We start from the raw sequence: 23,337 nt of genomic DNA on the forward strand, positions 1-23,337 counted from the left end.
TTAAACCGAGTCGGTTTTTTTCTTGAACAGGTTTCTAAAGATACCCTTCTCTTTCACCGCCTCTTTTTTCTCCTGTACTTTCTGTTTGGCGTTCTCTACTTTTTGCTTCACTTCTGCTTTGGTTTCCTTTAATTCAACTCTGTTTTGCTCTAAGGCAGATTTAGTATTTTCGACCGTGTTTTTAATCGATTGTTCTGTTTTCGGGGCGTTTTTCCCGATCAAAGTTTTCTTTAAACCTTGCTCAATTCCACGCCAGAAGAGATTAAAAAAGGATTTTGTTTTATCGCGCTCCACTTCCTCAACCTCCACAGATTCCGGATAATTACCCGAATCAGTTCGTACAAATATATTGGCAACGGCAGACAGGATCTTATCTTTCTCACCGGTTTGTTTCAGTATAGAGACTTTTAAATTCTGATGAACCATTTTCAAAGTTCCGCCGATTCCGCGCTGAGTTCCTTTAAAATTAAAAATCAAGTCAGAAATTAAACCCGTCGCCCGAACCTTCAAATAAGGTTCTATAAATGGATTAATCCTGGACGCCGGTAAATCTGCAATATTCCCTGAAATTGCAAAAGCATCATTCATATTCGCCGTATCAAAACTCCACTTCACATTCATTGGCGAAGCATTCATAAACTGACACTGAATGGTGATGGGAATTTGAGTTGGTCTGTTTTTCATCTTTCCCGAATTCACATTCTTCGCACTCAAATTCAAATTATTGAAGGTGAGTTTTCCGGGACCATCACTTTTTTTAGTGTCTTCTTCATAAACCAAAAGTGAATTTTTGATATCTAAATTCTGAACAAAAACCGGAAATTTAATTGAACGTAACAATTTAGAATACATCGGTTTTTCACTTAAATCATCTTTTGGGATTTTACTTCGGAAAACATTGGCATCCAGTTGATTTAATGTGATTTGATCAACATCTAAAAATTTACTTTCAGAAACGAGATCCCATTTTCCATTGGCCGTTATCTGATTAATTTTCAAATCATATAAATCTTTTTCTGTTGGAATCATTCGAATATATTGCGTTCTGGAAACCGTTGGCTTCATGGCAAAATTAGAAATCTGAACTGTGTTTTTATTCAACTTTAAAAGCGAGGCCGAGAGATTGTAAAATTTCGTTTTATAATTAAAGTTTCTGGTGGTCAAACTATAATTTCCTGTTTTAAAAGGAATTGCATCTTTAATTGTTTGGTCGTTCATTTCAATTTGCTGGATATTCGCATTCAAATCTTTGAAAACCAACGGCTGATTTTTACTATCAACCTCCAGATTAGAATTCTTCAATACTACATTTTTCACTGTTAAAGGAAACTGGATTCCATCAAAAGTTGGTTTCTTTTTCTGAGGATTACTGGCTGTTTTAACCGTTCCGTTCAGTTGATTTACCAAAACATTTTGAATATCTAACTTCAGTTTATTTTTAATGAATTCCCAGTTGTTTATTTTAAGTTGAAGATGTTGAGCAGTTAAATCCAAACTTGTTTTATCAGAATGAACCGAGGTTGGCTTCACTGAAATATTTTGTAAATCAGCAGATTTCGGCTGTATATTTAAACTGGCAACTTTTACATTTTCAGTAGCCGAAACATAATTGATATTCTCTCCTTTAATATCGAAATCATTATATTGAAAAGGAATATTTCCTTTCGCAGTTTCATCATTCATCACGAGTTGATTAATCTGCATTGTTAAATTTTCGGCTGCAAAAAATGGTGTTCCGGAAGGTTTTAGAATATTTATTTTCGCATTGCTCAGCAATACATTTTCCAGATTAACATCATAGGTGAAACTCTTTTTTTTCTCCTCAGATTTTACATTGGTAGTAAACATCGTCACTTGTGGACTTTCGAATTTCACGTTCGTAAGCGACAATTTATTATTTTTAATGATGATGTCTTTGAAACTCATCTCAGTCGCTTTAACATCAAAGAGATTTCTTTTTTTAGGATAATATCTAAGAAAATTTTGATAGGACAAAAGTGGAATCATCGCGAAATTCTTCACGTTCATTTGCCCATCTTCCGTTGAAATTGATTGCGCCGTAAAAGCATACACATTATCTGGCCGGAAAAAGAAGTTTTTCCCTTTAAGATGGTATTTTTCAAAAGCAATTGGCAATTGATTATCAACCGATTTTTCGGTCATCTCGAGATTTTCTACCGATAAATCCAATTCCTTCACCGACAGAAGTTTCTGTTTCGTAGGTCGAAAAACCTGAATATTACCCTCACTGATATTGATATTCTTAAATGTTGGCGTATTAGATTTTTTGCTCGTTTTTTCATCAATCGGTTTAGGCAAAACAATATTAAGGTTCGGTCCGTTAAGCGTTAAATCATCTGTTGAAATGCTTTTTGAAAAAATCAAATCATAAATCCCCAATCTGGAAATCGAGAGCGTATCAACCGTTCCCTGCAAACCTAATTTATCCGTACGATCCGGATTTTGATTATTAATGGTAATTCCGGTCGCATGTATATTTCCCGTTCCTGTATCGACATCCAGCGTTTTGTACGTAATAATATAGTCAGAATTTTTCTTGATGTAATTCGGTAAATTATATTTGAGCCAGAAATTCAGCCCAAAGTTTACGATGAGAAAAAGCAACAGCAGAATCCCAAAAATTATTGAAAATAAACGGATGTATTTTTTCTTCATAAACTTGAACAATCAATTTATGCACCATTGCGCTTAACTCCCATTATTCACTGAGGCTCAATCCTATTTCCATTTCAACCACATAACCTTCATGCCCTCTAACATTAATAAAATTCCCACCTTCGAACGAAAGATATTGGCCTTTGATTCCTTTTAAAACCCCTTCGAATTCCGGTTTTTTATCTAAAGTAAAAGATGTAATTTTTTCCGGTGCTTCATAAGGATAATCCAATCTAGTAATCTCTGCATCTCCCGAATAGAAATTTTTAAAATCATCTGGAAAGTAATTTTTAACTTTCTCCCTGAAATCGGCTAAATCCAAATCATCTTCGAAATCATCTTCCAGCATTTTGCGCCAGTTGGTTTTATCATTAAGATGTTCTTTCATGGCAACCTCGATCATTCCTGCTTCATAGCGGTTTTCGGTTTTAGCAATAGGAAGCGCGAAAGTTGCACCCTGATCAATCCATCTGGTTGGGATTTGAGATTCCCGTGTTACCCCAACCTTTACATCGCCAGTATAAGCAAGATAAACGATATGTGGTTTTAACTGAATCGATTCCTCTACGGCCAAATCCCGCTCGCCAATCCCCAAATGCGCAGTTGACAGTTCCGGACGAATAATGGATTCGCTCGCAAACGGACTTTCGAAAAAACATTTTTTACAGAAACCCATTCGGTAGATTTTCGCATCGCTGCTGCAATTCACACACTCGTAGCCGATATGTTTTAATTTAATAATCTTACCGATCAACTGATTCATATTAATTAAATCATTCGACAGGTTAAGAAAATATTGAATTGGCTGGCCATTTTGTGTTGCCATTTTGAGAATTTGTCCGGAGAATTTCATTTTTAAATATTTAGAGTCAAATATAAAAAAACATCCTTGATTAGGATGTTTTAAGTTTATAAAAGAAAAGTAATTACTTTTTCTCTTGTTCGTCTTTTTTCATTTTTTCGGCATCTTCCTTCTCATCTTTCATTGCATTTTGCTCTTCATCCTTAACACCGACGGCAGTTGTCACCGTAGCGGAGTCATAACTCAAATTGGTAGAATCACTTCTGGTTAACGAATCTGAAGTTGGTAAAGCAACTTCAGGATTTTCAATGTCTGTAGTTTCGGTTTCTTTTTTACTGCATGATGTTACCATAAAAAATGTAGCGGCAACCGCTAACGAAAACTTGATGATGTTGTGTTTCATAATTTTGGTTTTATCCTAACAAAGTTACAGAAAAAAACAAATAGAAATTTTTTTTAACTCCATTATAATGAGTGACTTAATTTAATTTTTTAATTATAATCAAAAGCAAAAAGGAATACCCTCTCAGAAGAGGTAGAAATTTTCATTTAATCCATATCTTAGCATTTTAAAATCACAAAATGAATTATCTTGTTACAGGCGGCTCCGGTTTTATTGGTTCTCATTTGGTCGAACACTTATTAAAAAATGGACATTCTGTCATTAACATTGACAACTTTGATGATTTTTACGATTATAAGATTAAAATCAAAAATACATTAGAGTCAGTCGGTAAAACATTGGAATTTTCTTTCCATGAAAAACAACTGGATATTCAAAAGTTAATTTTCGAAACCTCGATTAAAGATTATCAACTTTATTACCAAGACATTAGAAATAAAGAGGGTTTAGAAAAGATTTTTCAGAAACACAAAATCGACATGGTCATTCACCTCGCGGCTTTGGCAGGTGTTCGACCTTCTATTGAGAGTCCTTTGGAATATGCAGAAGTGAATATTAAAGGAACTATGAACCTTTGGGAATTGTGTAAAGATTTTCAAATTAAAAAATTCATTAATGCTTCAAGTTCCAGTGTTTATGGGAACAATGAAAAGACTCCTTTCTCCGAAGATGATTCAGTTGAACACCCAATCTCCCCTTATGCTGCGACGAAGAAATCTGGTGAAATTTTAGGACACGTCTATCATCATTTGTATGGAATAGATATGATTCACTTAAGGTTTTTTACGGTTTACGGACCGCGACAAAGACCTGATCTTGCGATTCATAAATTCACAAAATTAATTTCTGAAAACAAAGAGATTCCTTTCTATGGCAATGGTTCTACTGCAAGAGACTATACCTTTATCGATGATATTATTGAAGGGATTCATAAATCGATCACGCATATTGAAAGCCAGAATCAAGTTTATGAAATTATTAATTTAGGTGAAAGTCAAGTCATTAATTTAAATGAAATGGTGGAAACTATTGAAAATGAACTGGAGAAAAAATCAATTAAAAAAAATCTGCCACTACAACCAGGCGATGTTGAAAAAACGAATGCGAACATTCAAAAAGCCAAAACTTTAATCGGTTATCAGCCACGAACTCACTTCCAAAATGGCATAAAAAAGTTTGTGGAATGGTTTTTGAGAAATGGTTCTTGAAAAAAAATGAATATTAATCAAATAATGTTGAAAATCAGAGACAAAAAGATTTTTTATGTCGCTGATTTTTATATTTTTGCAAAAAATTATATTATATGTATTGGACATTAGAATTGGCTTCTTATTTAAGCGACGCTCCTTGGCCTATGACAAAGGCTGAACTTATTGATTATGCAATTAGAACAGGTGCACCAATGGAAGTGGTGGAGAATCTCCAAGCCATCGAAGATGAGGGAGAGATTTACGAGTCAATCGAAGAGGTATGGAGCGATTATCCAACCGATGATGATTTTCTCTGGAATGAAGATGAATATTAAAAAACACAGTCGATAGTCGTTTTCGACAATCGACTTTTATATTTTAGAAAAATTCTAAAAATTAAAATTTTTAAAATGGCTGCGTGCTCCCACGCATAAAGCCTAAAGCAAATACTATGGGATTTATAGATAATGTTCTTAAAGGTTTTCTTGGTGACAAAAACGTAACTGACCTCAAGGAAGTAAAAAAAGTTTTAAATAAAATAAAAGCAGTAGAACCAAAAATTGGGGAGTTAACCGATGACGGTCTGCGAGCCAAAACTGCTGAATTTAAAGAGAAATTAAAAACGGCCACTGCGGATTTTACGGCTCAGATAGAGGCAACCAAAGAACAGATAAAGAACTCTACGAATGTTGATGAGAAAGAATCGCTCTTTACGAAGATCGAAACTTTGAAAAAAGAATCTTATCAAGTTGAAGAAAAAGTTCTGAACGAAATTCTTCCCGAAGCATTCGCATTGATCAAAGAGACTGCTCGAAGATTAGCGCAAAACGGAGAGATTCGTGTTACAGCGACTGATTTAGATCGTGAATTTGCGGCAACTAAAGATTTTATAGAATTAGACGGCGACACCGCAGTCTGGAAAAATAAGTGGGACGCTGCTGGAACTCCGATTGTTTGGGATATGGTTCACTACGATGTACAGTTCATCGGTGGAGTTGTATTGCACAGCGGAAAAATTGCGGAGATGGCAACTGGTGAAGGTAAAACTTTAGTAGGAACCTTGCCAATTTACCTGAACGCACTACCAGGAAGAGGTGTTCACGTAGTAACCGTAAATGATTACCTGGCAAAACGTGACTCCCTTTGGATGGGACCGATTTATCAATTCCATGGGATGACCATTGATTGTATTGATAATCACCAACCAAACTCTGACGCGAGAAGAAAAGCATATCAATCAAGCATTACATACGGAACCAATAACGAATTTGGTTTTGACTATTTGAGAGATAACATGGTAACTTCACCTTCTGAATTAGTTCAGGGTGAATTAAACTTTGCCATTGTAGATGAAGTAGATTCAGTTTTAGTTGATGATGCTAGAACACCATTAATTATTTCTGGTCCAGTTCCACAAGGAGACAGACAGGAATATGACACTTTGAAACCATCAGTTGACCGAATTGTAGAGATTCAGAAAAAGACGGTAAGCGCAATTTTCCATGAAGCGAAAAAATTAATCGCCAGCGGAAACACGAAAGAAGGTGGATTTAAATTGCTTCAGGCATACAGAGGTTTACCAAAAAACCGTCAGTTGATTAAATTCCTTTCGGAAAGTGGTCATAAAGCACTTCTTCAAAAAGTAGAAGGGCAATATATGCAGGATAATAACAAAGATATGCCGATCGCTGATAAAGATTTGTACTTTGTTATTGACGAAAAAAACAATCAGATTGAATTGACCGACAAAGGAGTAGAATACATGTCTGCCGGAAATGAAGATAAAGATTTCTTCGTTTTAAATGATATCGGAACTGAAATCGCAGAAATTGAAAAACAGAACTTATCTAAAGAAGAAGAATTTGAACTGAAAGAGAAATTATTCAGTGATTTCGCAGTAAAATCAGAAAGAATTCATACGCTTAGCCAGTTATTAAAAGCATATACCTTATTTGAAAAAGATGACGAATATGTGGTAATCGACGGCGAGGTGAAAATCGTAGATGAGCAAACCGGTCGTATTATGGAAGGAAGACGTTATTCAGACGGACTTCACCAAGCGATTGAAGCGAAAGAAAATGTAAAAATTGAAGCCGCTACTCAAACCTTTGCGACCATTACTCTTCAGAATTATTTCAGAATGTACAACAAACTTGCGGGGATGACAGGTACAGCAGAAACTGAAGCGGGTGAATTATGGGAAATTTATAAATTGGATGTAGTCGTAATCCCGACCAACAGACCAATTCAAAGAGATGACAAACAAGATTTGGTTTATAAAACAAATCGTGAAAAATACAACGCGGTAATTGAAGAAGTTGAAAGATTAACTGCAGCAGGAAGACCAGTTTTGGTGGGTACAACTTCAGTTGAGATTTCTCAATTATTATCAAAAGCATTACAGTTGAGAAAAATTCAGCATAATGTTTTGAATGCGAAACTACACGCCAGAGAAGCAGAAATTGTAGCAATGGCTGGTGGACCAGGAGTGGTTACTATTGCAACCAACATGGCAGGTCGTGGTACGGATATTAAATTGCAAGGCGAAGTGAAGAAAAACGGAGGTTTGGCAATTATCGGTACTGAAAGACATGACTCCAGACGTGTTGATAGACAGTTAAGAGGTCGTGCCGGAAGACAGGGAGATCCAGGAAGTTCGCAGTTCTATGTTTCTCTTGAAGATAATTTAATGCGTCTTTTCGGTTCTGAAAGAATCGCGAAAATGATGGACAGAATGGGTCATAAAGAAGGAGAAGTAATTCAACACGGAATGATTTCTAAATCCATTGAAAGAGCGCAGAAAAAAGTTGAAGAGAATAACTTCGGAATTAGAAAAAAACTTTTGGAATATGACGATGTTATGAACAAACAACGTGATGTTATTTACAAAAGAAGAAAGAATGCATTATTCGGTGATCACTTGAAATACGATATTTCTAACATGATTTTTGATGTAGCGCAATCACTTGTTAGCAGAGGGAAATTAGAAGGAGATTACAAAGAATTCGAACACGAAATCATTAAGTATTTCACGATGGAAGCTCCGGTGACAGAAAGTGAATTCAAAACCAAACAAGCTCCAGAATTAACTGAGATTCTCTTCAAAGCAGCGAGTGAAGATTATAAAATGAAATTGAACTTACTGAAAGAAAAATCATTCCCAATTATCGAGAATGTCTTCCAAAATCAAGGGTCAATGTTCAAAATGATTCAAGTTCCTTTCACTGATGGTACTAAAACAATGACTATTGTTACTGATTTGAAAGAAGCTCATGATACGCAATGTGAGTCCTTAATCAATGATTTCGAGAAAAATATTTCACTTGCAATCATCGATGAAAACTGGAAATTGCACTTAAGAGAAATGGATGACCTAAGACGTTCTTCTCAAGGGGCGGTTTACGAACAAAAAGATCCATTGGTTATTTATAAACAAGAATCCTTTTACCTTTTCACAGAAATGGTAGAAAGAGTAAACAAAGAAATTGTATCATTCTTATTCAAAGGAGAAATCCCAGCGTAAATACATTATACCATTTAATAAAAAACCCAGCGCGAAAATTTCACGCTGGGTTTCTTTTTTAGAACGGGACAAAGTTTAAACCTTATTATCAAATTAGGTAACAGGCTTTAACTTTTCACCCATTCAAGAATATTTGGAAATATGATATTTGCTCTTTTCTTTTTACTGAAAAATCGCGGGATATGACCTGTATTTTTCATAAAGATTAATTGATGAGGAATTCCTTTTTCAGTCAATACTGAATCCAAAACCAAACCTTGTTTTTTATTGACTAAAATATCCCGGTCGCCCTGGAACATTAAGGTCGGTACATTAGAAACATTTGCGATTGGACTTGCCTTTTTAAATTCTACCGATAGATTTTTACGGTCAAACTTTTCTCCCACCACCTCCTGGATGGTTGGCGAAGAATATTTGGAATAAAATGAGCTCGTATAATTTTCAGTATAAAAATCAGTGGGACCACTCAAAGAGATAATTTTCTTGATGTGCTGAGGATTATTGTAGCCATAAAGCATCGAAATATGTCCACCAGAACTTTCACCCAAAATAATATAATTATCTTCCTTAAACCCCTCTTCTTTAGCCAGAGCATTAATTTTTTCAACAGCCAAACCGATATCCTCTAACTGTTGTCTGTAAGTTGATTTCTTATTAACGAGCCGATAATTAATATTGGCTGTGGGAATACTGTTTTTGTGCAAAAACTTCTGAATCATCTTCATGTGTTCTTTTCGTCCCATCTTCCAGGCGCCGCCATGTACAATGATAACTGTAGGAATTTCTTTATCAAATGATTCAGGAATAAAAACATCCATCGTCTGCTGACGGGCATCACCATATTTTAAATTATATATTTTCTTCTCATTCTGCCCTACTTTTACGCGGTATTTAGAACTACACGAAGTAAGGACAATACTGAATAGCCCTATAGTCCATAAATTATATTTAAGAATACTTTTTTTCATAACGCACTTATAGAAAAATTTGTACCAAAATAAAACTGTAAATTAACACGATCTAAATTTTAAATAAAATGCTGTTTTTCATTTGAATAAACCAAATTCATCACCAATCATCACTATAAAATAATTTAAAAGAATGTAGCAATAGAAACCTTTTTTTGGCAACAATTCTAATAATTTTTGTAATTTTAAGGATTAAATTTTTTCATTAATGGCATTACTAGACCTATCCAAACAAGTAGCACTCGGCATCGATATTGGGGGAACCAATACCAAATACGGACTCGTAAATCATAGAGGTGAAATTTTAGAAAAAGGAAGCCTCAAAACAGAAGACTATCCCACAGCAGAAGAATTCGCAGATGCTCTTTATGAAAAGGTCTCTCCATTAATTATGAAGCACTGTGGGCAAAGACATTTCGACGGAATCGGAGTCGGTGCACCCAATGCTAATTTCTACACCGGAACCATTGAGCAAGCACCAAACCTTCGCTGGAAAGGTGTAATTCCATTTGCGAAAATAATGACAGAAAAATTTGGAGTTCCTTGCAAAATGACGAATGATGCCAATGCTGCCGCACTCGGAGAAATGATGTTCGGTGCTGCTAGAGGAATGAAAGATTTCATCATGATGACTTTGGGAACAGGCGTTGGAAGCGGAATTGTGTCAAATGGTCGACTGATCTATGGTCACGATGGATTTGCTGGAGAACTCGGTCACACGATTGTAAAACCTGGCGGCAGAAAACACTGGAGCACAGGATCAGAAGGTTCTTTAGAAGCCTATGCCTCTGCAACCGGAATCACCATCACTGCAAAAAAAATGCGTGCAGAGTTTCCTACTTCTATGCTGAATGATTACCCAGAAGAAGAGATCAATTCTAAGGTAGTTTATGAATGTGCCACAAAAGGAGATCCTACTGCTATTGAAGTTTTCCGATATACGGGACAGAAGTTAGGAGAAGCTCTTGCAAATTTTGTCATGTTCTCTTCGCCAGAAGCAATTTTGCTTTTTGGTGGCGTGATCAAAGCGGGCGATTTTATATTGAAACCTACAAAACTTCATATGGAAAGAAATCTGTTGCCTATTTTTAGAAATAAAGTGAAACTGGTTTTCAGTGAACTTGATGAAGCCGATGCTGCAATTCTGGGAGCAAGCGCTTTGGTCTGGTAAAAGTGAATATAACCATTTTCGGCTAAAAAATTATTAATTCTTATTATCAGTACTTTTTTAAGTTCTTGTAACGGACAGGAAACTAAAACAAATAAAAACAAAATGGATAAACAAAATCTAGAATATATCACTTTTGGTGGTGGGTGTTTTTGGTGCGTTGACAGCGTGCTCGATTTATTAAAAGGTGTAGAATCTACGACGTCAGGTTATGCAGGTGGACATAAAGCAAACCCAACTTACGAAGAGGTTTGTACGGGAGAAACTGGACATGCAGAAGTAGTTCAAATGGCTTATGACCCTAAAATTATTACGTACGAACAATTGATGGATGCTTTCTTTTTCCTACACGATCCCACTCAATTAAACCGACAGGGAGCTGATATTGGAACACAATACCGCTCTGTAATTTTTTATAAAGATAATGCTGAGAAAGCAAAAGCAGAAGCGGCTATGAAACAATCTGAAGCCTCAGGAAAGTACAGCGGAAAGTATGTTACTGAAATTACAAAACTTGAAAAATTTTGGCCTGCCGAACAATATCATCAAGGATATTATGAGGCAAATCCTACCCAACCTTTTTGCAGCGCAGTCGTAGGACCTAAAGTTGCGAAATTTAAAAAACATTTTGGAGAACTGGGAATGTTAAGACCCGAAGTAAGTTAATATAAAAAGCGAAGATTAATTCTTCGCTTTATTTTTTTCTGAAAATATAATATCCCGCTTCTGAAGGATGATCCTGAACGTAATCTTCGGGATTTTCTTTTCTGATGAGGAAGTAAATCATAAGATCTCCTGCTGCTGCAGATGAGAAAAATATCCCGAAAATTAAGAGTAAACCATTTCCGATTGCTAAACCAATGATGGAGGGAATAATTCCTAAAATCAACAATGGAGCAAGTAACGCAATTATATACTGTTTAATTTTCAAAGGTTCTTTGCAGTGACAATATGGAGTTAACATCTTCCAGAGAATGCCGAACTTAATCGATTTGATGCCTTTGGAAGCATACAGAGCGAAGAATATTCCGTGGATCAATTCGTGTGCTACAATTCCAAGAAGAAGAATGATTAATGGACTAAGAGCCTTTAATATTAAATACTCTGAATTTAATTTAGGTAATGCGAAACCCCAGATAAAATAAAATGGCACCGAAAAAATAACCATAAAGAAAGCGAGATATTTTAATGCTTCTCCATTTGCTTTGTGTAAATCTATTATTTTTTTCTCTTTAACAAAATTATCAAATTCCATAGTTATACCTTAAAATTTTTTATTAAAAATAAGTCATTCTAAAAAGGATAAACTCCCATTAATAATGACAAAAAAAGACCGCTGAAAAGTCCAGCGGTCTTTAAAAATTCTAAATTGAATTATTTTACCAAAGTCATTTCACTGATTAGATGTCCTGCTTTTCCGTATTTTTCAATTGTCCAAAGAACCATTCTCACATCTACATTAATTGTTTTCTGCAATTTCGGATCGAAGATAATATCACCACTTAACGCTTCACTGTTTCCATCGAATGCTAAACCAAGAAGGTTTCCTTCGCCATCAAGTACAGGTGATCCAGAGTTTCCTCCAGTGATATCATTATCTGTTAAGAAGTTAACAGGCATAAACCCTTTTTTATCTTTATACTGACCGAAGTCTTTTTTCTTAACCAGATCTAAGAATCTTTGAGGTAATTCGAATTCCTCATCTCCTTTTTTATGCTTTGCAACCATACCGTTAATTTCGGTGTAGTAGTTGTTTTTTTGTTTGATCCCTGCATAATTTCTATCTGCTCTTTCTGGTAGAGTCGTAACTTTACCGGTAGTTAATCTCATGGTAGAGTTCGCATCTGGATAGAAAGCGGTTTCTGGCTGAGATTTTCTAAGACCATCTAAAAACAGTCTGCTGTTTTTTGTGAAAGCATCGTCAACTTTTGTAAATTTTTCTCCACTTAATTTCTGATCTTCTACGAAACCATTTGCCAATTTTAATAAAGGATCAGCATCGATTTTTAAACGGTCAGGATTATTTACAAAATCCATTGCAGATTCTTTTGTAGCAAAAATAGAAGCGAAAGCCATGGTAGAAAGATTTTTCGCATCTGCTGCGAACAAGGTTGGCGAACCAACTGATTTGTTAACTCTTTGCTGGTATAAACTCACCATAGAATTTAACATTTCACCTTCCAGGTTAATGTTCAGTTTGTTATAAAGTCTTTCAATTGCATCGATCACTTTGGTTTTCATTGCAACTTTTCCTGCCTCGTCCTGATCAGCGTAAGTTTTCAAAAGTGAACCTAACTGGTAAGAAATGGTGATATACTTTGCATTTCTTTGCAATTGAGAAGAATAATTTCTCTCTACATTACGGTCAGAAGTTTGAGCGTAATTTGATTGAATATCCTGTAAAATTCCCCCGTACATTTCTCTGTTTTCAGGCATTAAGGCCCAAGTCTGGAATTTTTCTTCCAAAGCTTGCTTTTCAGCAATCGTTCCGTTTTTATTAACCGCATCGATAGTTCCCTGTCTGTTTTTCCAGTAATTGGCTACTGAAGCATATTGAGAAGCATAATCAAGTTTTGTTGCCTGATCTTTATCCATGTACTTTTTCATTACATCCATTGCAACTTTAGAAGCTTCTACCCAAGCTGGATAATCTTTATTTACCATTTGGCTAATTCCGTAAGAAGTCAAATATCTGTTAGTTCTCCCTGGATATCCTAAAATCATTGCAAAATCTCCTGGCTTATATCCTTTTAAAGAAATAGGAAGCGCATGTTTAGGAGTCATTGGAACGTTGCTTGGCGAATATTCTGCCGGGTTACCATTAGTATCTGCATACACTCTAAATACAGAGAAATCTACAGTATGTCTTGGCCACTCCCAGTTATCGGTATCGCCACCGTATTTACCTAATGCATTTGGAGGAGTTCCTACCAAACGAACATCTTTAAAGTCTTGGTAGACGAAGTAATAGAATTCATTTCCGTTATAGAAATCTCTCACTACAACGGTATATTTCCCGTTTTCTGAATTTTCAGTTTGGATTAATTTATACTCTGCATCAATGATTGCTTTTCTTTCTTCCGCAGACATATTGTTATTAAGTTTGGCGTTGATTCTTTTTGAAACATCATCCATTCTTACCATAAATCTCACAGAAAGACCTTTTGAAGGAAGCTCCTCGCTTTTTTTCATTGCCCAGAAACCATTAGTAAGGTGATCTTTTTCTGGAGTAGAAAGTGCTGCAATATTTCCGTAACCGCAGTGGTGATTTGTAAATAGCAAACCTTCTTTTGAAACCATTTCAGCAGTACAACCGCCACCAAACTGCACGATCGCATCTTTAAGACTTGAGTTATTTATGGAATAAATTTCTTCCGGGGTTAATTTTAAACCTTCTTTTTTAAGGTCAACTCCATTTAGTCTTTTGACCATGCTCAAAAGCCACATTCCTTCATCTGCTTTCAGTTGCAGAAAACTCAACATAAATGTGAGCAACAATAATATTCTTTTCATTGATAAATTTTTTAATAGGGCTAAATTAAGAAAATCATTTAATATAGGGCATTATAACAAAAAAAAGGACGAGAAATCTCGCCCTTTATATTATAAATGTAATTTTCTTATTTTTTAACAAGTTTCGTAGCAGTAGATTTTCCATCTTCTGTAGTTACTTTCAACAAATAAACTCCAGATCCAACAGAAGAAATATTTAATTGTTTTGTACTTGAAAAGTTTTTAATCACTTTACCATTCATATCTAACAATTGAACATTTTTTACATTGCTTTTAGAAACAATATTTACCTCGCCATTTGTCGGGTTAGGGTAAACAGAAAGTTTTTTTGCTGATTGGTTAGCATCAACAGTCGCTAAAAGAGGACTTAATTTATAAGCTGAACCTGTTCCTCCCGCAGTACTAGAATACCCTGAAGCAATAATATGACTTGGGCTGAATGCTGCGATATCAAGTACTTGACCAGGCTCATCTAAATCTGTCCAATTAAGGCCTCCATCAGTACTTATAGAACTTCCCACTATTTCACCTGCCTCGTCTAATCCAGCGGAAATAAGAGTTTGCGTTGTTCCCGGAACATAAGCAAAACTGCTATAAACAGTTCCGTTGGGAGATAAAAAATCCCAAGTTTCACCCGCATCATCAGTAGCAAAAATAGCATTATCTTGATCCATTAACCATGCAGTATTGGCGTTTTTAATTGTTATTTCTCCATTTGCCGCTAGACTTCCAAAATCAAGAATTGGAGTTACAGCTACCGACCATGTTGCTCCTTTATCACTAGATTTGTAAACTCTACCTTCCGAGGTTCCAAACCAAATTGTACCGTCTTCTTTCGCAACTGCTTTTATCGTAGTATAGCCTCCTTCTCCAGGCTGGGGAGCAGGAATATTAGCACTTGGAACTCTTGTCCACAATGCTCCACCATTAGTTGTAGTATAAATTTCATAATAACCTCCAACAGGATCACCCATTGTCACACCATTGTTTTCATCCCAGAAATAAACAATATCAGGAAAAGAGGTTGCAGCATAAGCACTTTGCTTTGTCCAAGTTGAACCACCATCGGTAGTTTTCCAAACGCCGTTTGTTGCTGCACTGGAACCATTACCTGCCGCCCATGCAACATTTGCCGAAACAGCAGTGAAATCACTAAGTCCCGTTGTACTATTCCCGAAGTTGATTGTTCCGGAAGTCCAGCTTGTTCCACCGTTAATGGTTTTAGAAAATATTTTTAAGGACTGTCCATTAGTTCCATTCACGCCAGTTCCCCATGCAACATTTGCATCAACAATTTTAATGTTGTTTAGTCCTGTACTCGCTGCAGAAAAATTAGCAGGATATTCAGTCCACGTTTGTGCTTGAGTCGCCATTGCAACTAGCGCAAAACTCGTAAGTAAAAGTTTTTTCATAATATTTAAAGTTAAATGATTTTGGTAAAAATATAGATTTTGAATATAATAGCCAAATATTATGAGACTTTTTTAAAGATTTTTAATAAACAGTGAGAATATCGCATTTGTAGAAAATACTAATTTTGGTCTGAATACTGAAAACAACTGCGATAAAGGAAATAGAATACTATATTGAAATCAAGACCGCAGCATCTCTGAATGAGGAATACTATCTTCTAAATAACTTTTTCCAGTAGCAATAAAACCTAAATTGGTGTAAAATGGCAGAAGATAATCTTGCGCAGAGATTCGGATAGAACTTCCTGTGAATCTGGCATTAATAATATTGATGGCAAAATTCATTAAAGTTTTACCCAAATTCATCTTCCGATAGTTTTGATGGGTGAGAACTCTACCGATCGATGCTTCCGCATATTTAATTCCTGGCTCAAAAATTCTGCAGTAGGCTACAACCTCATCTCTGTGTTCAGCCCAGAGATGAATCGCCTGTGGATCATCCCCGTCAACTTCAGGGTATGGACAGTTTTGTTCTACGACAAAAACATCAATTCTTGCTTTTAAAATTTGATGCAACTCAAAGGCAGACAAGTCGTTGAAAGTCTTTATTTTCCAGGTGAGTTTTTTCATCTTTACTAAAGAATAAATTAATCCTTAGAACTTTACATGATTATGCATCAAAAATTCATTTGTTTTACTGATAAAATCTAGAATTTCATCACCACCCGTTTTTTTCTCGGCAGAAGTTACATAGATTTCAGGAAGATCTTCCCACGTCTTCAATAACTCTGATTTGTAATGTTCCACATTTTTGGTGATCACATTCGGCTTCAATTTATCGGCTTTTGTAAATACGATTGAAAAGGGTATGGAATTTTCCCCACACCATTCTATAAATTCAATATCGATGGCTTGCGGAGTGTGCCTTGAATCGATTAAAACAAAAAGATTAACCAAGTTTTTTCGGTTTAAAATATAATTGGTAATTAATTTTTCAAATTCTTTTCTCAAAGTTTTCGAAACTCTGGCATAACCGTAACCTGGTAAATCCGTAAGCGACCAACTACCATTAATAACGAAATTATTAATCAATTGAGTTTTTCCTGGAGTTCCAGAAGTTTTTGCTAAGTATTTATGATTCATCAGCGCATTGATCAAAGAGGATTTCCCAACGTTTGATCTTCCAATAAATGCATATTCCGGCATCGTTGGTTCGGGACAATCCTGCCATTTATCACTGCTTTTTACGAATTCTGCTGTTTTGATAACCATAATCAGTTTTTTTTTAATTTTAGTAAAAATAAAAAATGGAAGAATAAACTTCCATTAAAACTATTTTTTTATTTTTTGTAACCAGGAATATAATATTTCATTAAACTCATTTGGTTTTTCCATCATTGCTGCATGGCCGCAATGTTCGATCCAATATAAGTCTGAATTGGGCAAGAATTTATGCATATCAACTGCTACTTCTGGCGGAGTAACATTATCTTGTTTTCCCCAGATTAAACATACGGGAATGGTAATTTTTGGCAAGTCATTTAACATATTATGTTTAATAGCACTTCTAGCCAACATAACGGTTTTAATTCCTTTCATTCTGTCGTTCACCACCGAAAAAACTTCTTCAACCAATTCATGGGTCGCCACTTTTGGATCGTAAAACACTTCTTCGGTCTTCTTTCTTATATAATCCTTATCGCTTTTACGCGGGAAACTATCGCCAAAAGTTCTTTCATATAAACCCGAACTTCCCGTAAGAACTAAATTCTCTACCAAATCAGGTCTGGCCAAAGTAAGAATCAAACCTACGTGGCCTCCCATAGAATTACCTACTATGGTTGCAGGTTTCCCAACTTTTTCATCAATAAATTTGGCCACATATTTTGCAATTGTTGTTAGGTTTGTATTTAGAACTGGTAAATCATAAATAGGAAGAACAGGCACAAAAACCTTATACCCTCTCTCTGAAAAATATTCAACCGTATTGTCAAAATTACTTAAACCACCCATTAACCCATGTAATAAAATTACAGGGTCACCTTCTCCCGCTTCAATAAAAGCAAACTTCTTTTCTCTTTTTGTTTTAAATACCATAAATTCTCGCCCTAAGCGTTTGCAAAAATACAAATTAAACGCCAAATTAAATTTATTCAGCACTATTTATAAAATAAATTTAAGATTTTCTTACTGAATAACCAACTTATACCAGAGAAAATTCAAATCATTTTTTAACTTCTTTTTAATCAATACTTTAATCCACAAATCAAAACTTATTAACATTAAGTCAAAAAGTGGGAAAAAGTGGGAGCTTTTGGAAATTTTTATATAAATTTGTCCCAAATGAAGAATTTCATCGGAACATATGAATGCAGAATCGACGATAAAGGTCGGCTAAAACTCCCCTCATCTCTGGTAAAACAGATGGGAGACTTTGGCGATGAGTCCTTTGTTGTAAAACGCGCTGTATTTCAACCATGCCTAGAGGTTTATCCAATGCAGGCTTGGGAACAACTGATGACTAAACTCAATAAACTCAACCGATTCATCAAGAAAAATGCAGATTTTATAAGGATGTTTACGGCGGGTGTAAAAACCGTAGAACCCGATAATTCGGGAAGATTACAAATTTCGAAAGACCTTACGCTGTTTGCGAACCTTCGAAAAGAGATTGTAATTACGAGTGCTGGTGAACTTTTCGAAATCTGGGACAAAGAGGCCTACGAAAAGGTAATTGCAACTTCCGAAGAAGATTTTGCAAGATTGGCAGAAGACGTTATGGGTTCCATCTGTTTTGATGAAGAGGAACAATAGAAGATTCGAAGAAATTTTAAAATACAAATACTTAGTATAAAAATAATGTATCACAATCCTGTTTTACTGAAAAAAAGTGTCGATGATTTGATAACGAATCCAGACGGAATATACGTGGATTGCACTTTCGGCGGTGGCGGTCATTCGCGTGAAATACTGAGTAGACTTTCTGAGAAGGGGGAATTGTACGGTTTCGATCAGGATTTAGATGCTTTAAAAAACACAATCGACGATCCTAGATTTACACTGGTTAATCAAAATTTTCGGTTTTTAGAAAATGCCTTAATGATGTATGGCGTTTCTAAAATTGATGGTGTGTTAGCGGATTTCGGGGTTTCTTCTCATCAGTTTGATGAAGCGGAAAGAGGTTTTTCGACCCGAAGTAACGCTCCGCTCGATATGAGAATGAATGTAATGCAACTTTTGGATGCGAAAAAAGTGATTAATGAATATGAGGAAGAATATATCGCAGACATCTTGTATCAATACGGAGAAATTCGGGAATCAAGAAAGTTAGCAAGAGAAATTGTTAACCAAAGAAAATTGAAACCAATCGAAACGACGGAGGATTTAAAAAAACTCTTCAGTTATATTCCACAGTTTAAGCAAAATAAAGTTTACGCCCAGATTTTTCAAGCCATCAGAATAGAAGTTAATCAAGAGTTGGAAGTAATAAAAGAACTTTTGGTTCAGGCACACCGAATGTTAAAACCTGGCGGAAGATTAGTCGCAATTTCATACCATTCATTAGAAGATAGATTGGTAAAGAGATTTTTGAAAAATGGAATGTTCGAAGGTGAACCTGCAAGAGACATTTATGGAAATTTTTCTAAATCATTTGATCTTTTACAAACAAAAGCAGTAGTTCCCGATCAAGAAGAAATTAAAGAAAACTCGAGAGCAAGAAGTGCAAAATTAAGAACAGGAATAAAGATATAAGCAATTGATAATAAGGAATTAGCAATAATTACTTATTTATCATCATGAATATGGCAAAAAGACCAACAAATCGCCCACAAAAGAAATTAACTCTTATTGATATTTTAAAAGGTAATTTCTTGAACCGTGATGAAGTAAAAATTCATTATCGGTATTTTTTGTTGGTGTTCTTTTTATTAATGATTATGATTTACAGCAACCATTTGGTGAGCAAGAAAATCGAACATGTTAATATTTTAAAAGAGCAGACAGAAGAGTTTAAATCCAGAAATGCTTATGCACAAAGCCGGCTTATAAAAGTAAAATTAGAATCAGAATTAGGAAAAGAAATGGTGCAGGATTCCTTGCTATCATTAGAAAATCATCCACATAAGATATTGATAAAATTAGATAGTTTAGATGGCAGTACAAAATGAATTTGAAAAAAAACGCTCAAACACATTGAGATGGGGCTACCTTTTTACAGGGTTTGCCTTCATTTTGTTTGTGGTGTTTCTTGGTCGAATTCTGTTTTTACAAAACACCAACGTACAGGAAATAAAAGACGATTACATTAATAAAAATTACCGTGAAGCCACTTTAAAAGCAGCCCGCGGAAACCTCTACGCTTCAGATGGTTCTATCTTGGCAACTACTGTAATGCGCTACGATGTTTATCTCGATTTCAAAATTATTAAAGACACTGTTTACTCCAACAATATTGGTGCATTAACCGATTCATTATCAAAAATGTTCGGCAAACCTAGAAGTTATTTCAGAGACCGTTTTGATCAACAGAAAAAAGCCAAAAACCAATATTATTCTTTGGTTAAAGGACTGGATTTTGATGATTACGATCGTATCCGCAATTTCCCAATATTTAAAAAAGGGAAAAACAGAGGTGGATTTATCGTGGATAGAAATTACAAAAGAGAATTGGCAACCACGCAAATTGGAGCCGGAACCATCGGAATGGATAATGAGATGGGAAAATCTGGTTTAGAAGGTGCTTTCTCTAAATACCTTACAGGTACTGATGGAACGAGATTAGAACAAAGAGTAAACTCAAGCCAGTGGAAACCAATCGATTACTGGAAAGTAAACGAACCCATCGACGGACAGGATGTTTACACCACAATTGATATCCGAATTCAGGATATTGTTCATTCTGCTTTAGAAAAACAACTGATTAATTTCGAGGCAGATCACGGCTCTGTTGTGGTTATGGAAGTAGCGACTGGGAAAGTTAAAGCAATGGTCAACCTTAGAAGAACAGAACCGGGAATTTATGTTGACGCTTATAATTATGCGCTGAAAGATGCTACAGAACCAGGTTCTACTTTTAAAACGGTATCACTTTTGGCAGCAATGGATGATGGGTTTATTGATGAAAACACTACAGTTGATGTTGGAAATGGCGTCTGGACTTACGCAAAACAAAGAATTTCTGACGGTCACGGTGGTGGAGTTTATGAAATTTCAGATGTGCTTGCTAAATCGAGTAACGTAGGTTCAGCAAAGTTGATTACCAAGTTTTATGCAAAAAAACCACAAGTCTTTTTAGATCATTTACGCCGTTGGAAAATGTTCGATAAAATGGATATTGAATTACCCGGAATTACCAAACCATATGTTGTTACACCTGATGATAAAAGATGGAACGACGCGACTTTGGCTTCATTAGCTTATGGTTATTCATCGAGGTTTAACCTTTTGCAATTGACTACCTTTTATAACGGAATTGCGAATAATGGAGTAATGCTAAAACCACTTTTCATTGAAAAAATTCTAAAAGATGGCCGCACTCTTTACGAAGCAAAACCACAGGTTATGGTAAAGAAAATGGCATCGGAAAAAGCAATTACTTTAATGACATCGGCGCTTACAAAAGCAGTAGAGAAAGGAACAGCAAGAAGTATTTTCACCCCAAATCTTAAAATGGCCGGAAAAACCGGAACTGCAAGATTTGAATATTGGAAACCAGGACCAGCCAAATATCAAGCAAGTTTTGCAGGCTTTTATCCAGCAGACAATCCTAAATATACTTGTATCGTGATGATTAACCAACCAGATAATTCAAAAGGATTTTATGGTTCTACGGTTTCAGCACCTGTGTTTAAAGAAATTGCGGGAAAGACGTTTTTGAAAACTCCTCAAAATATTGAGAAAGAAATGTTAGTAGATAAAAAAGTGGATTTGAGCAAAATGATTAAACCGACTGTAAAAGTTGCAGTGAACAAAAATCAAATGCCAAATGTAACTGGTCTTATCGGCAAGAATATTATTCCACAACTAGAAAATCAAGGTTATCGAGTTGACTATAAAGGCGTAGGAAAAATTAAAGAACAGTTCCCTTTAGAAGGAACTATTATGAATAAAAACCAGAGAATTTACCTGCAATTGCAGAATTAAAATAAAAACAAAGTCCCAAGGACGATTAAACAAAGGATAGGAAAAATTGCTATCGCATTAAAAGATGAAATTAGAAGAAGTATTACATAGAATCCCCGTCCTAGAAATCATCGGAAATAAAGACCGAGAAATTTCAGAATTAATTTTCGACAGCCGAAAAGCAGTTGAAAACACATTGTATGTGGCGATCAAAGGAACGGTTTCTAATGGACACGATTTCATCAATTCCTCTATTGAAAAAGGAGCGACCATAATCGTTTGCGAGGATATCCCAAATGAAATTAACGATGAAATTACTTATGTTAAAGTAAAAGATGCTGCAAAAACTTTGGGTCATCTTGCTTCTAATTTTTATGGAAATCCTTCCACAAAATTAAACCTCATCGGAATTACCGGAACAAATGGTAAAACTTCTACCACTACTCTTCTATTTGACATTTTTAAAATTTTGGGTTTTAAATCTGCTTTAATTTCCACGGTAGAATATCGAATTGGTGAAGAGATTATTCCTTCAACACACACGACTCCAGACGTTATTCGTTTGAATCAAATTTTAGCAAAAGCCGTAGAACAAGGTTGTGAATATGCTTTCATGGAAGTTTCTTCTCACGGAATTCATCAGCACAGAATAGAAGGTTTGCAATTTAAAATCGCAGGCTTTACCAATATTACGCACGATCATTTAGATTATCATAAAACCTTTGAAGAATATCTTAAAACCAAAAAGAGATTTTTTGATGAATTAGATTCAGATGCAATTGCCATTACAAACGTTGATGACAAAAACGGAAACGTAATGTTGCAAAACACCAAAGCGAAAAAGAAAACCTACGCCTTGAAAACGATGGCAAATTTCCACGGTAAAATCACAGAAATTGATTTTAATGGAATGCTTCTCAACTTTAATGGTAAAGAATTCTGGACGACTTTGACTGGAAAATTCAACGCTTACAATTTGCTTCTTGCTTATGCAGTTGCCATAGAATGTGGTTTTCATGAAGATGATATTTTACCCGCAATTTCACAATTAAAAAGAGTGACAGGAAGATTTGAAACTTTAAAATCTGACGGCGGAATTTTCTTCATTGTTGACTATGCGCATACTCCAGATGCTTTAGAAAATGTATTGGACTCTATCAATGAAATCCGAACCAAAAATGAAAGATTAATTACCGTATTCGGTTGTGGAGGAGATCGAGATCACGCAAAACGTCCAGAAATGGGGAAAATTGCAACTCGTAAATCTACCTTAGCAATCATCACTTCTGATAATCCAAGAACAGAAAATCCGGGTGACATTATTAAAGAAATAGAAGCCGGTGTAGAACCGCAAAACTATAGCAAATACACTTCAATTCCTGACCGAAGAGAAGCGATTAAAATGGCAATTAAATTTGCAGAGCCGAAAGACATTATCGTAGTAGCCGGAAAAGGTCATGAAACCTATCAGGAAATAAATGGTATAAAAAACCATTTCGACGATAAAGAAACAATCATAGAACTGGCAAGACTGATGTCGAAATAAAAAGCAATAACCT

At 35.4% G+C, this 23,337-nt stretch carries 20 protein-coding genes; 10 read left to right on the forward strand and 10 right to left on the reverse strand.

Annotated elements, in window-relative coordinates:
• The 3 genes from PUH65_RS02205 to PUH65_RS02215 all read right to left on the reverse strand — a co-directional run bounded on the left by PUH65_RS02205 (position 1) and on the right by PUH65_RS02215 (position 3,881).
• Entirely contained in the window at positions 1 to 2,676 is a 2,676-nt protein-coding gene (locus tag PUH65_RS02205; RefSeq protein ID WP_305518229.1) for a hypothetical protein, read from the reverse strand.
• Between the two features lie 43 nt (positions 2,677 to 2,719).
• The gene (locus PUH65_RS02210; protein WP_305518230.1) at positions 2,720 to 3,529 is read right to left on the reverse strand and encodes a DUF2797 domain-containing protein; all 810 of its coding nucleotides are present in this window, start codon (positions 3,527 to 3,529) and stop codon (positions 2,720 to 2,722) included.
• Between the two features lie 73 nt (positions 3,530 to 3,602).
• Entirely contained in the window at positions 3,603 to 3,881 is a 279-nt protein-coding gene (locus PUH65_RS02215; protein ID WP_305518231.1) for a hypothetical protein, read from the reverse strand.
• Positions 3,882 to 4,060: 179 nt separating this feature from the next.
• On the opposite strand from PUH65_RS02215, the gene PUH65_RS02220 reads away from it, so the two are divergent.
• The 3 genes from PUH65_RS02220 to secA all read left to right on the forward strand — a co-directional run bounded on the left by PUH65_RS02220 (position 4,061) and on the right by secA (position 8,594).
• Positions 4,061 to 5,089: a GDP-mannose 4,6-dehydratase gene (locus PUH65_RS02220; RefSeq protein WP_305518232.1), complete on the forward strand. Its 1,029-nt coding sequence runs from the start codon at positions 4,061 to 4,063 to the stop codon at positions 5,087 to 5,089.
• Between the two features lie 95 nt (positions 5,090 to 5,184).
• Complete coding sequence (locus PUH65_RS02225) at positions 5,185 to 5,406, forward strand: DUF2795 domain-containing protein (protein WP_015807225.1); 222 nt, start codon at positions 5,185 to 5,187, stop codon at positions 5,404 to 5,406.
• 116 nt (positions 5,407 to 5,522) lie between these two features.
• Positions 5,523 to 8,594 (forward strand): preprotein translocase subunit SecA, encoded by a 3,072-nt coding sequence (gene secA, locus PUH65_RS02230; RefSeq protein ID WP_305518233.1) that lies wholly within the window; start codon positions 5,523 to 5,525, stop codon positions 8,592 to 8,594.
• Positions 8,595 to 8,701: 107 nt separating this feature from the next.
• Here secA and PUH65_RS02235 read toward each other — a convergent pair whose 3' ends face one another.
• Positions 8,702 to 9,562 (reverse strand): alpha/beta hydrolase, encoded by an 861-nt coding sequence (locus tag PUH65_RS02235; RefSeq protein WP_305518234.1) that lies wholly within the window; start codon positions 9,560 to 9,562, stop codon positions 8,702 to 8,704.
• 208 nt (positions 9,563 to 9,770) lie between these two features.
• Here PUH65_RS02235 and PUH65_RS02240 point away from each other — a divergent pair, with 208 nt between their 5' ends.
• Positions 9,771 to 10,733, forward strand: a complete 963-nt coding sequence (locus tag PUH65_RS02240) for an ROK family protein (RefSeq protein WP_305518235.1) — start codon at positions 9,771 to 9,773, stop codon at positions 10,731 to 10,733.
• A gap of 102 nt (positions 10,734 to 10,835) precedes the next feature.
• Positions 10,836 to 11,396, forward strand: a complete 561-nt coding sequence (gene msrA, locus PUH65_RS02245) for a peptide-methionine (S)-S-oxide reductase MsrA (protein ID WP_305518236.1) — start codon at positions 10,836 to 10,838, stop codon at positions 11,394 to 11,396.
• Positions 11,397 to 11,424: 28 nt separating this feature from the next.
• Here msrA and PUH65_RS02250 read toward each other — a convergent pair whose 3' ends face one another.
• From PUH65_RS02250 to PUH65_RS02275, 6 genes are all read right to left on the reverse strand, one after another.
• Complete coding sequence (locus PUH65_RS02250; RefSeq protein ID WP_305518237.1) at positions 11,425 to 11,985, reverse strand: DUF3267 domain-containing protein; 561 nt, start codon at positions 11,983 to 11,985, stop codon at positions 11,425 to 11,427.
• Positions 11,986 to 12,104: 119 nt separating this feature from the next.
• On the reverse strand, positions 12,105 to 14,243 hold the full coding sequence (locus PUH65_RS02255; protein WP_305518238.1) for a S46 family peptidase: 2,139 nt from the start codon (positions 14,241 to 14,243) through the stop codon (positions 12,105 to 12,107).
• A gap of 107 nt (positions 14,244 to 14,350) precedes the next feature.
• Positions 14,351 to 15,655 carry a T9SS type A sorting domain-containing protein gene (locus tag PUH65_RS02260; protein WP_305518239.1) on the reverse strand — a complete coding sequence of 435 codons (1,305 nt, stop codon included), beginning with the start codon at positions 15,653 to 15,655 and terminating at the stop codon, positions 14,351 to 14,353.
• Between the two features lie 180 nt (positions 15,656 to 15,835).
• Positions 15,836 to 16,285, reverse strand: a complete 450-nt coding sequence (locus PUH65_RS02265) for a GNAT family N-acetyltransferase (RefSeq protein ID WP_305518240.1) — start codon at positions 16,283 to 16,285, stop codon at positions 15,836 to 15,838.
• A gap of 24 nt (positions 16,286 to 16,309) precedes the next feature.
• Positions 16,310 to 16,927, reverse strand: coding sequence for a ribosome biogenesis GTP-binding protein YihA/YsxC (yihA, locus tag PUH65_RS02270; RefSeq protein ID WP_305518241.1), 618 nt, complete (start codon positions 16,925 to 16,927; stop codon positions 16,310 to 16,312).
• A 60-nt stretch (positions 16,928 to 16,987) separates the two neighbouring features.
• The gene (locus PUH65_RS02275) at positions 16,988 to 17,752 is read right to left on the reverse strand and encodes an alpha/beta fold hydrolase (protein WP_305518242.1); all 765 of its coding nucleotides are present in this window, start codon (positions 17,750 to 17,752) and stop codon (positions 16,988 to 16,990) included.
• Between the two features lie 246 nt (positions 17,753 to 17,998).
• Between PUH65_RS02275 and mraZ the strand changes: the two genes are divergently transcribed.
• The 5 genes from mraZ (at position 17,999) to PUH65_RS02300 (ending at position 23,324) form a co-directional block, all read left to right on the forward strand.
• The gene (mraZ, locus tag PUH65_RS02280) at positions 17,999 to 18,469 is read left to right on the forward strand and encodes a division/cell wall cluster transcriptional repressor MraZ (protein ID WP_305518243.1); all 471 of its coding nucleotides are present in this window, start codon (positions 17,999 to 18,001) and stop codon (positions 18,467 to 18,469) included.
• A 45-nt stretch (positions 18,470 to 18,514) separates the two neighbouring features.
• Positions 18,515 to 19,408, forward strand: coding sequence for a 16S rRNA (cytosine(1402)-N(4))-methyltransferase RsmH (gene rsmH, locus PUH65_RS02285; RefSeq protein ID WP_305518244.1), 894 nt, complete (start codon positions 18,515 to 18,517; stop codon positions 19,406 to 19,408).
• A gap of 50 nt (positions 19,409 to 19,458) precedes the next feature.
• Complete coding sequence (locus tag PUH65_RS02290; RefSeq protein WP_305518245.1) at positions 19,459 to 19,824, forward strand: FtsL-like putative cell division protein; 366 nt, start codon at positions 19,459 to 19,461, stop codon at positions 19,822 to 19,824.
• Positions 19,808 to 21,799, forward strand: coding sequence for a penicillin-binding transpeptidase domain-containing protein (locus tag PUH65_RS02295; RefSeq protein WP_305518246.1), 1,992 nt, complete (start codon positions 19,808 to 19,810; stop codon positions 21,797 to 21,799). Before PUH65_RS02290 ends, PUH65_RS02295 begins: the two co-directional genes overlap by 17 nt.
• A gap of 64 nt (positions 21,800 to 21,863) precedes the next feature.
• The gene (locus PUH65_RS02300) at positions 21,864 to 23,324 is read left to right on the forward strand and encodes a UDP-N-acetylmuramoyl-L-alanyl-D-glutamate--2,6-diaminopimelate ligase (protein WP_305518247.1); all 1,461 of its coding nucleotides are present in this window, start codon (positions 21,864 to 21,866) and stop codon (positions 23,322 to 23,324) included.
• Positions 23,325 to 23,337: the final 13 nt, after the last annotated feature.

The sequence above is a fragment of the Kaistella sp. SH40-3 genome (assembly GCF_030686865.1).
GTDB lineage: Bacteria > Bacteroidota > Bacteroidia > Flavobacteriales > Weeksellaceae > Kaistella.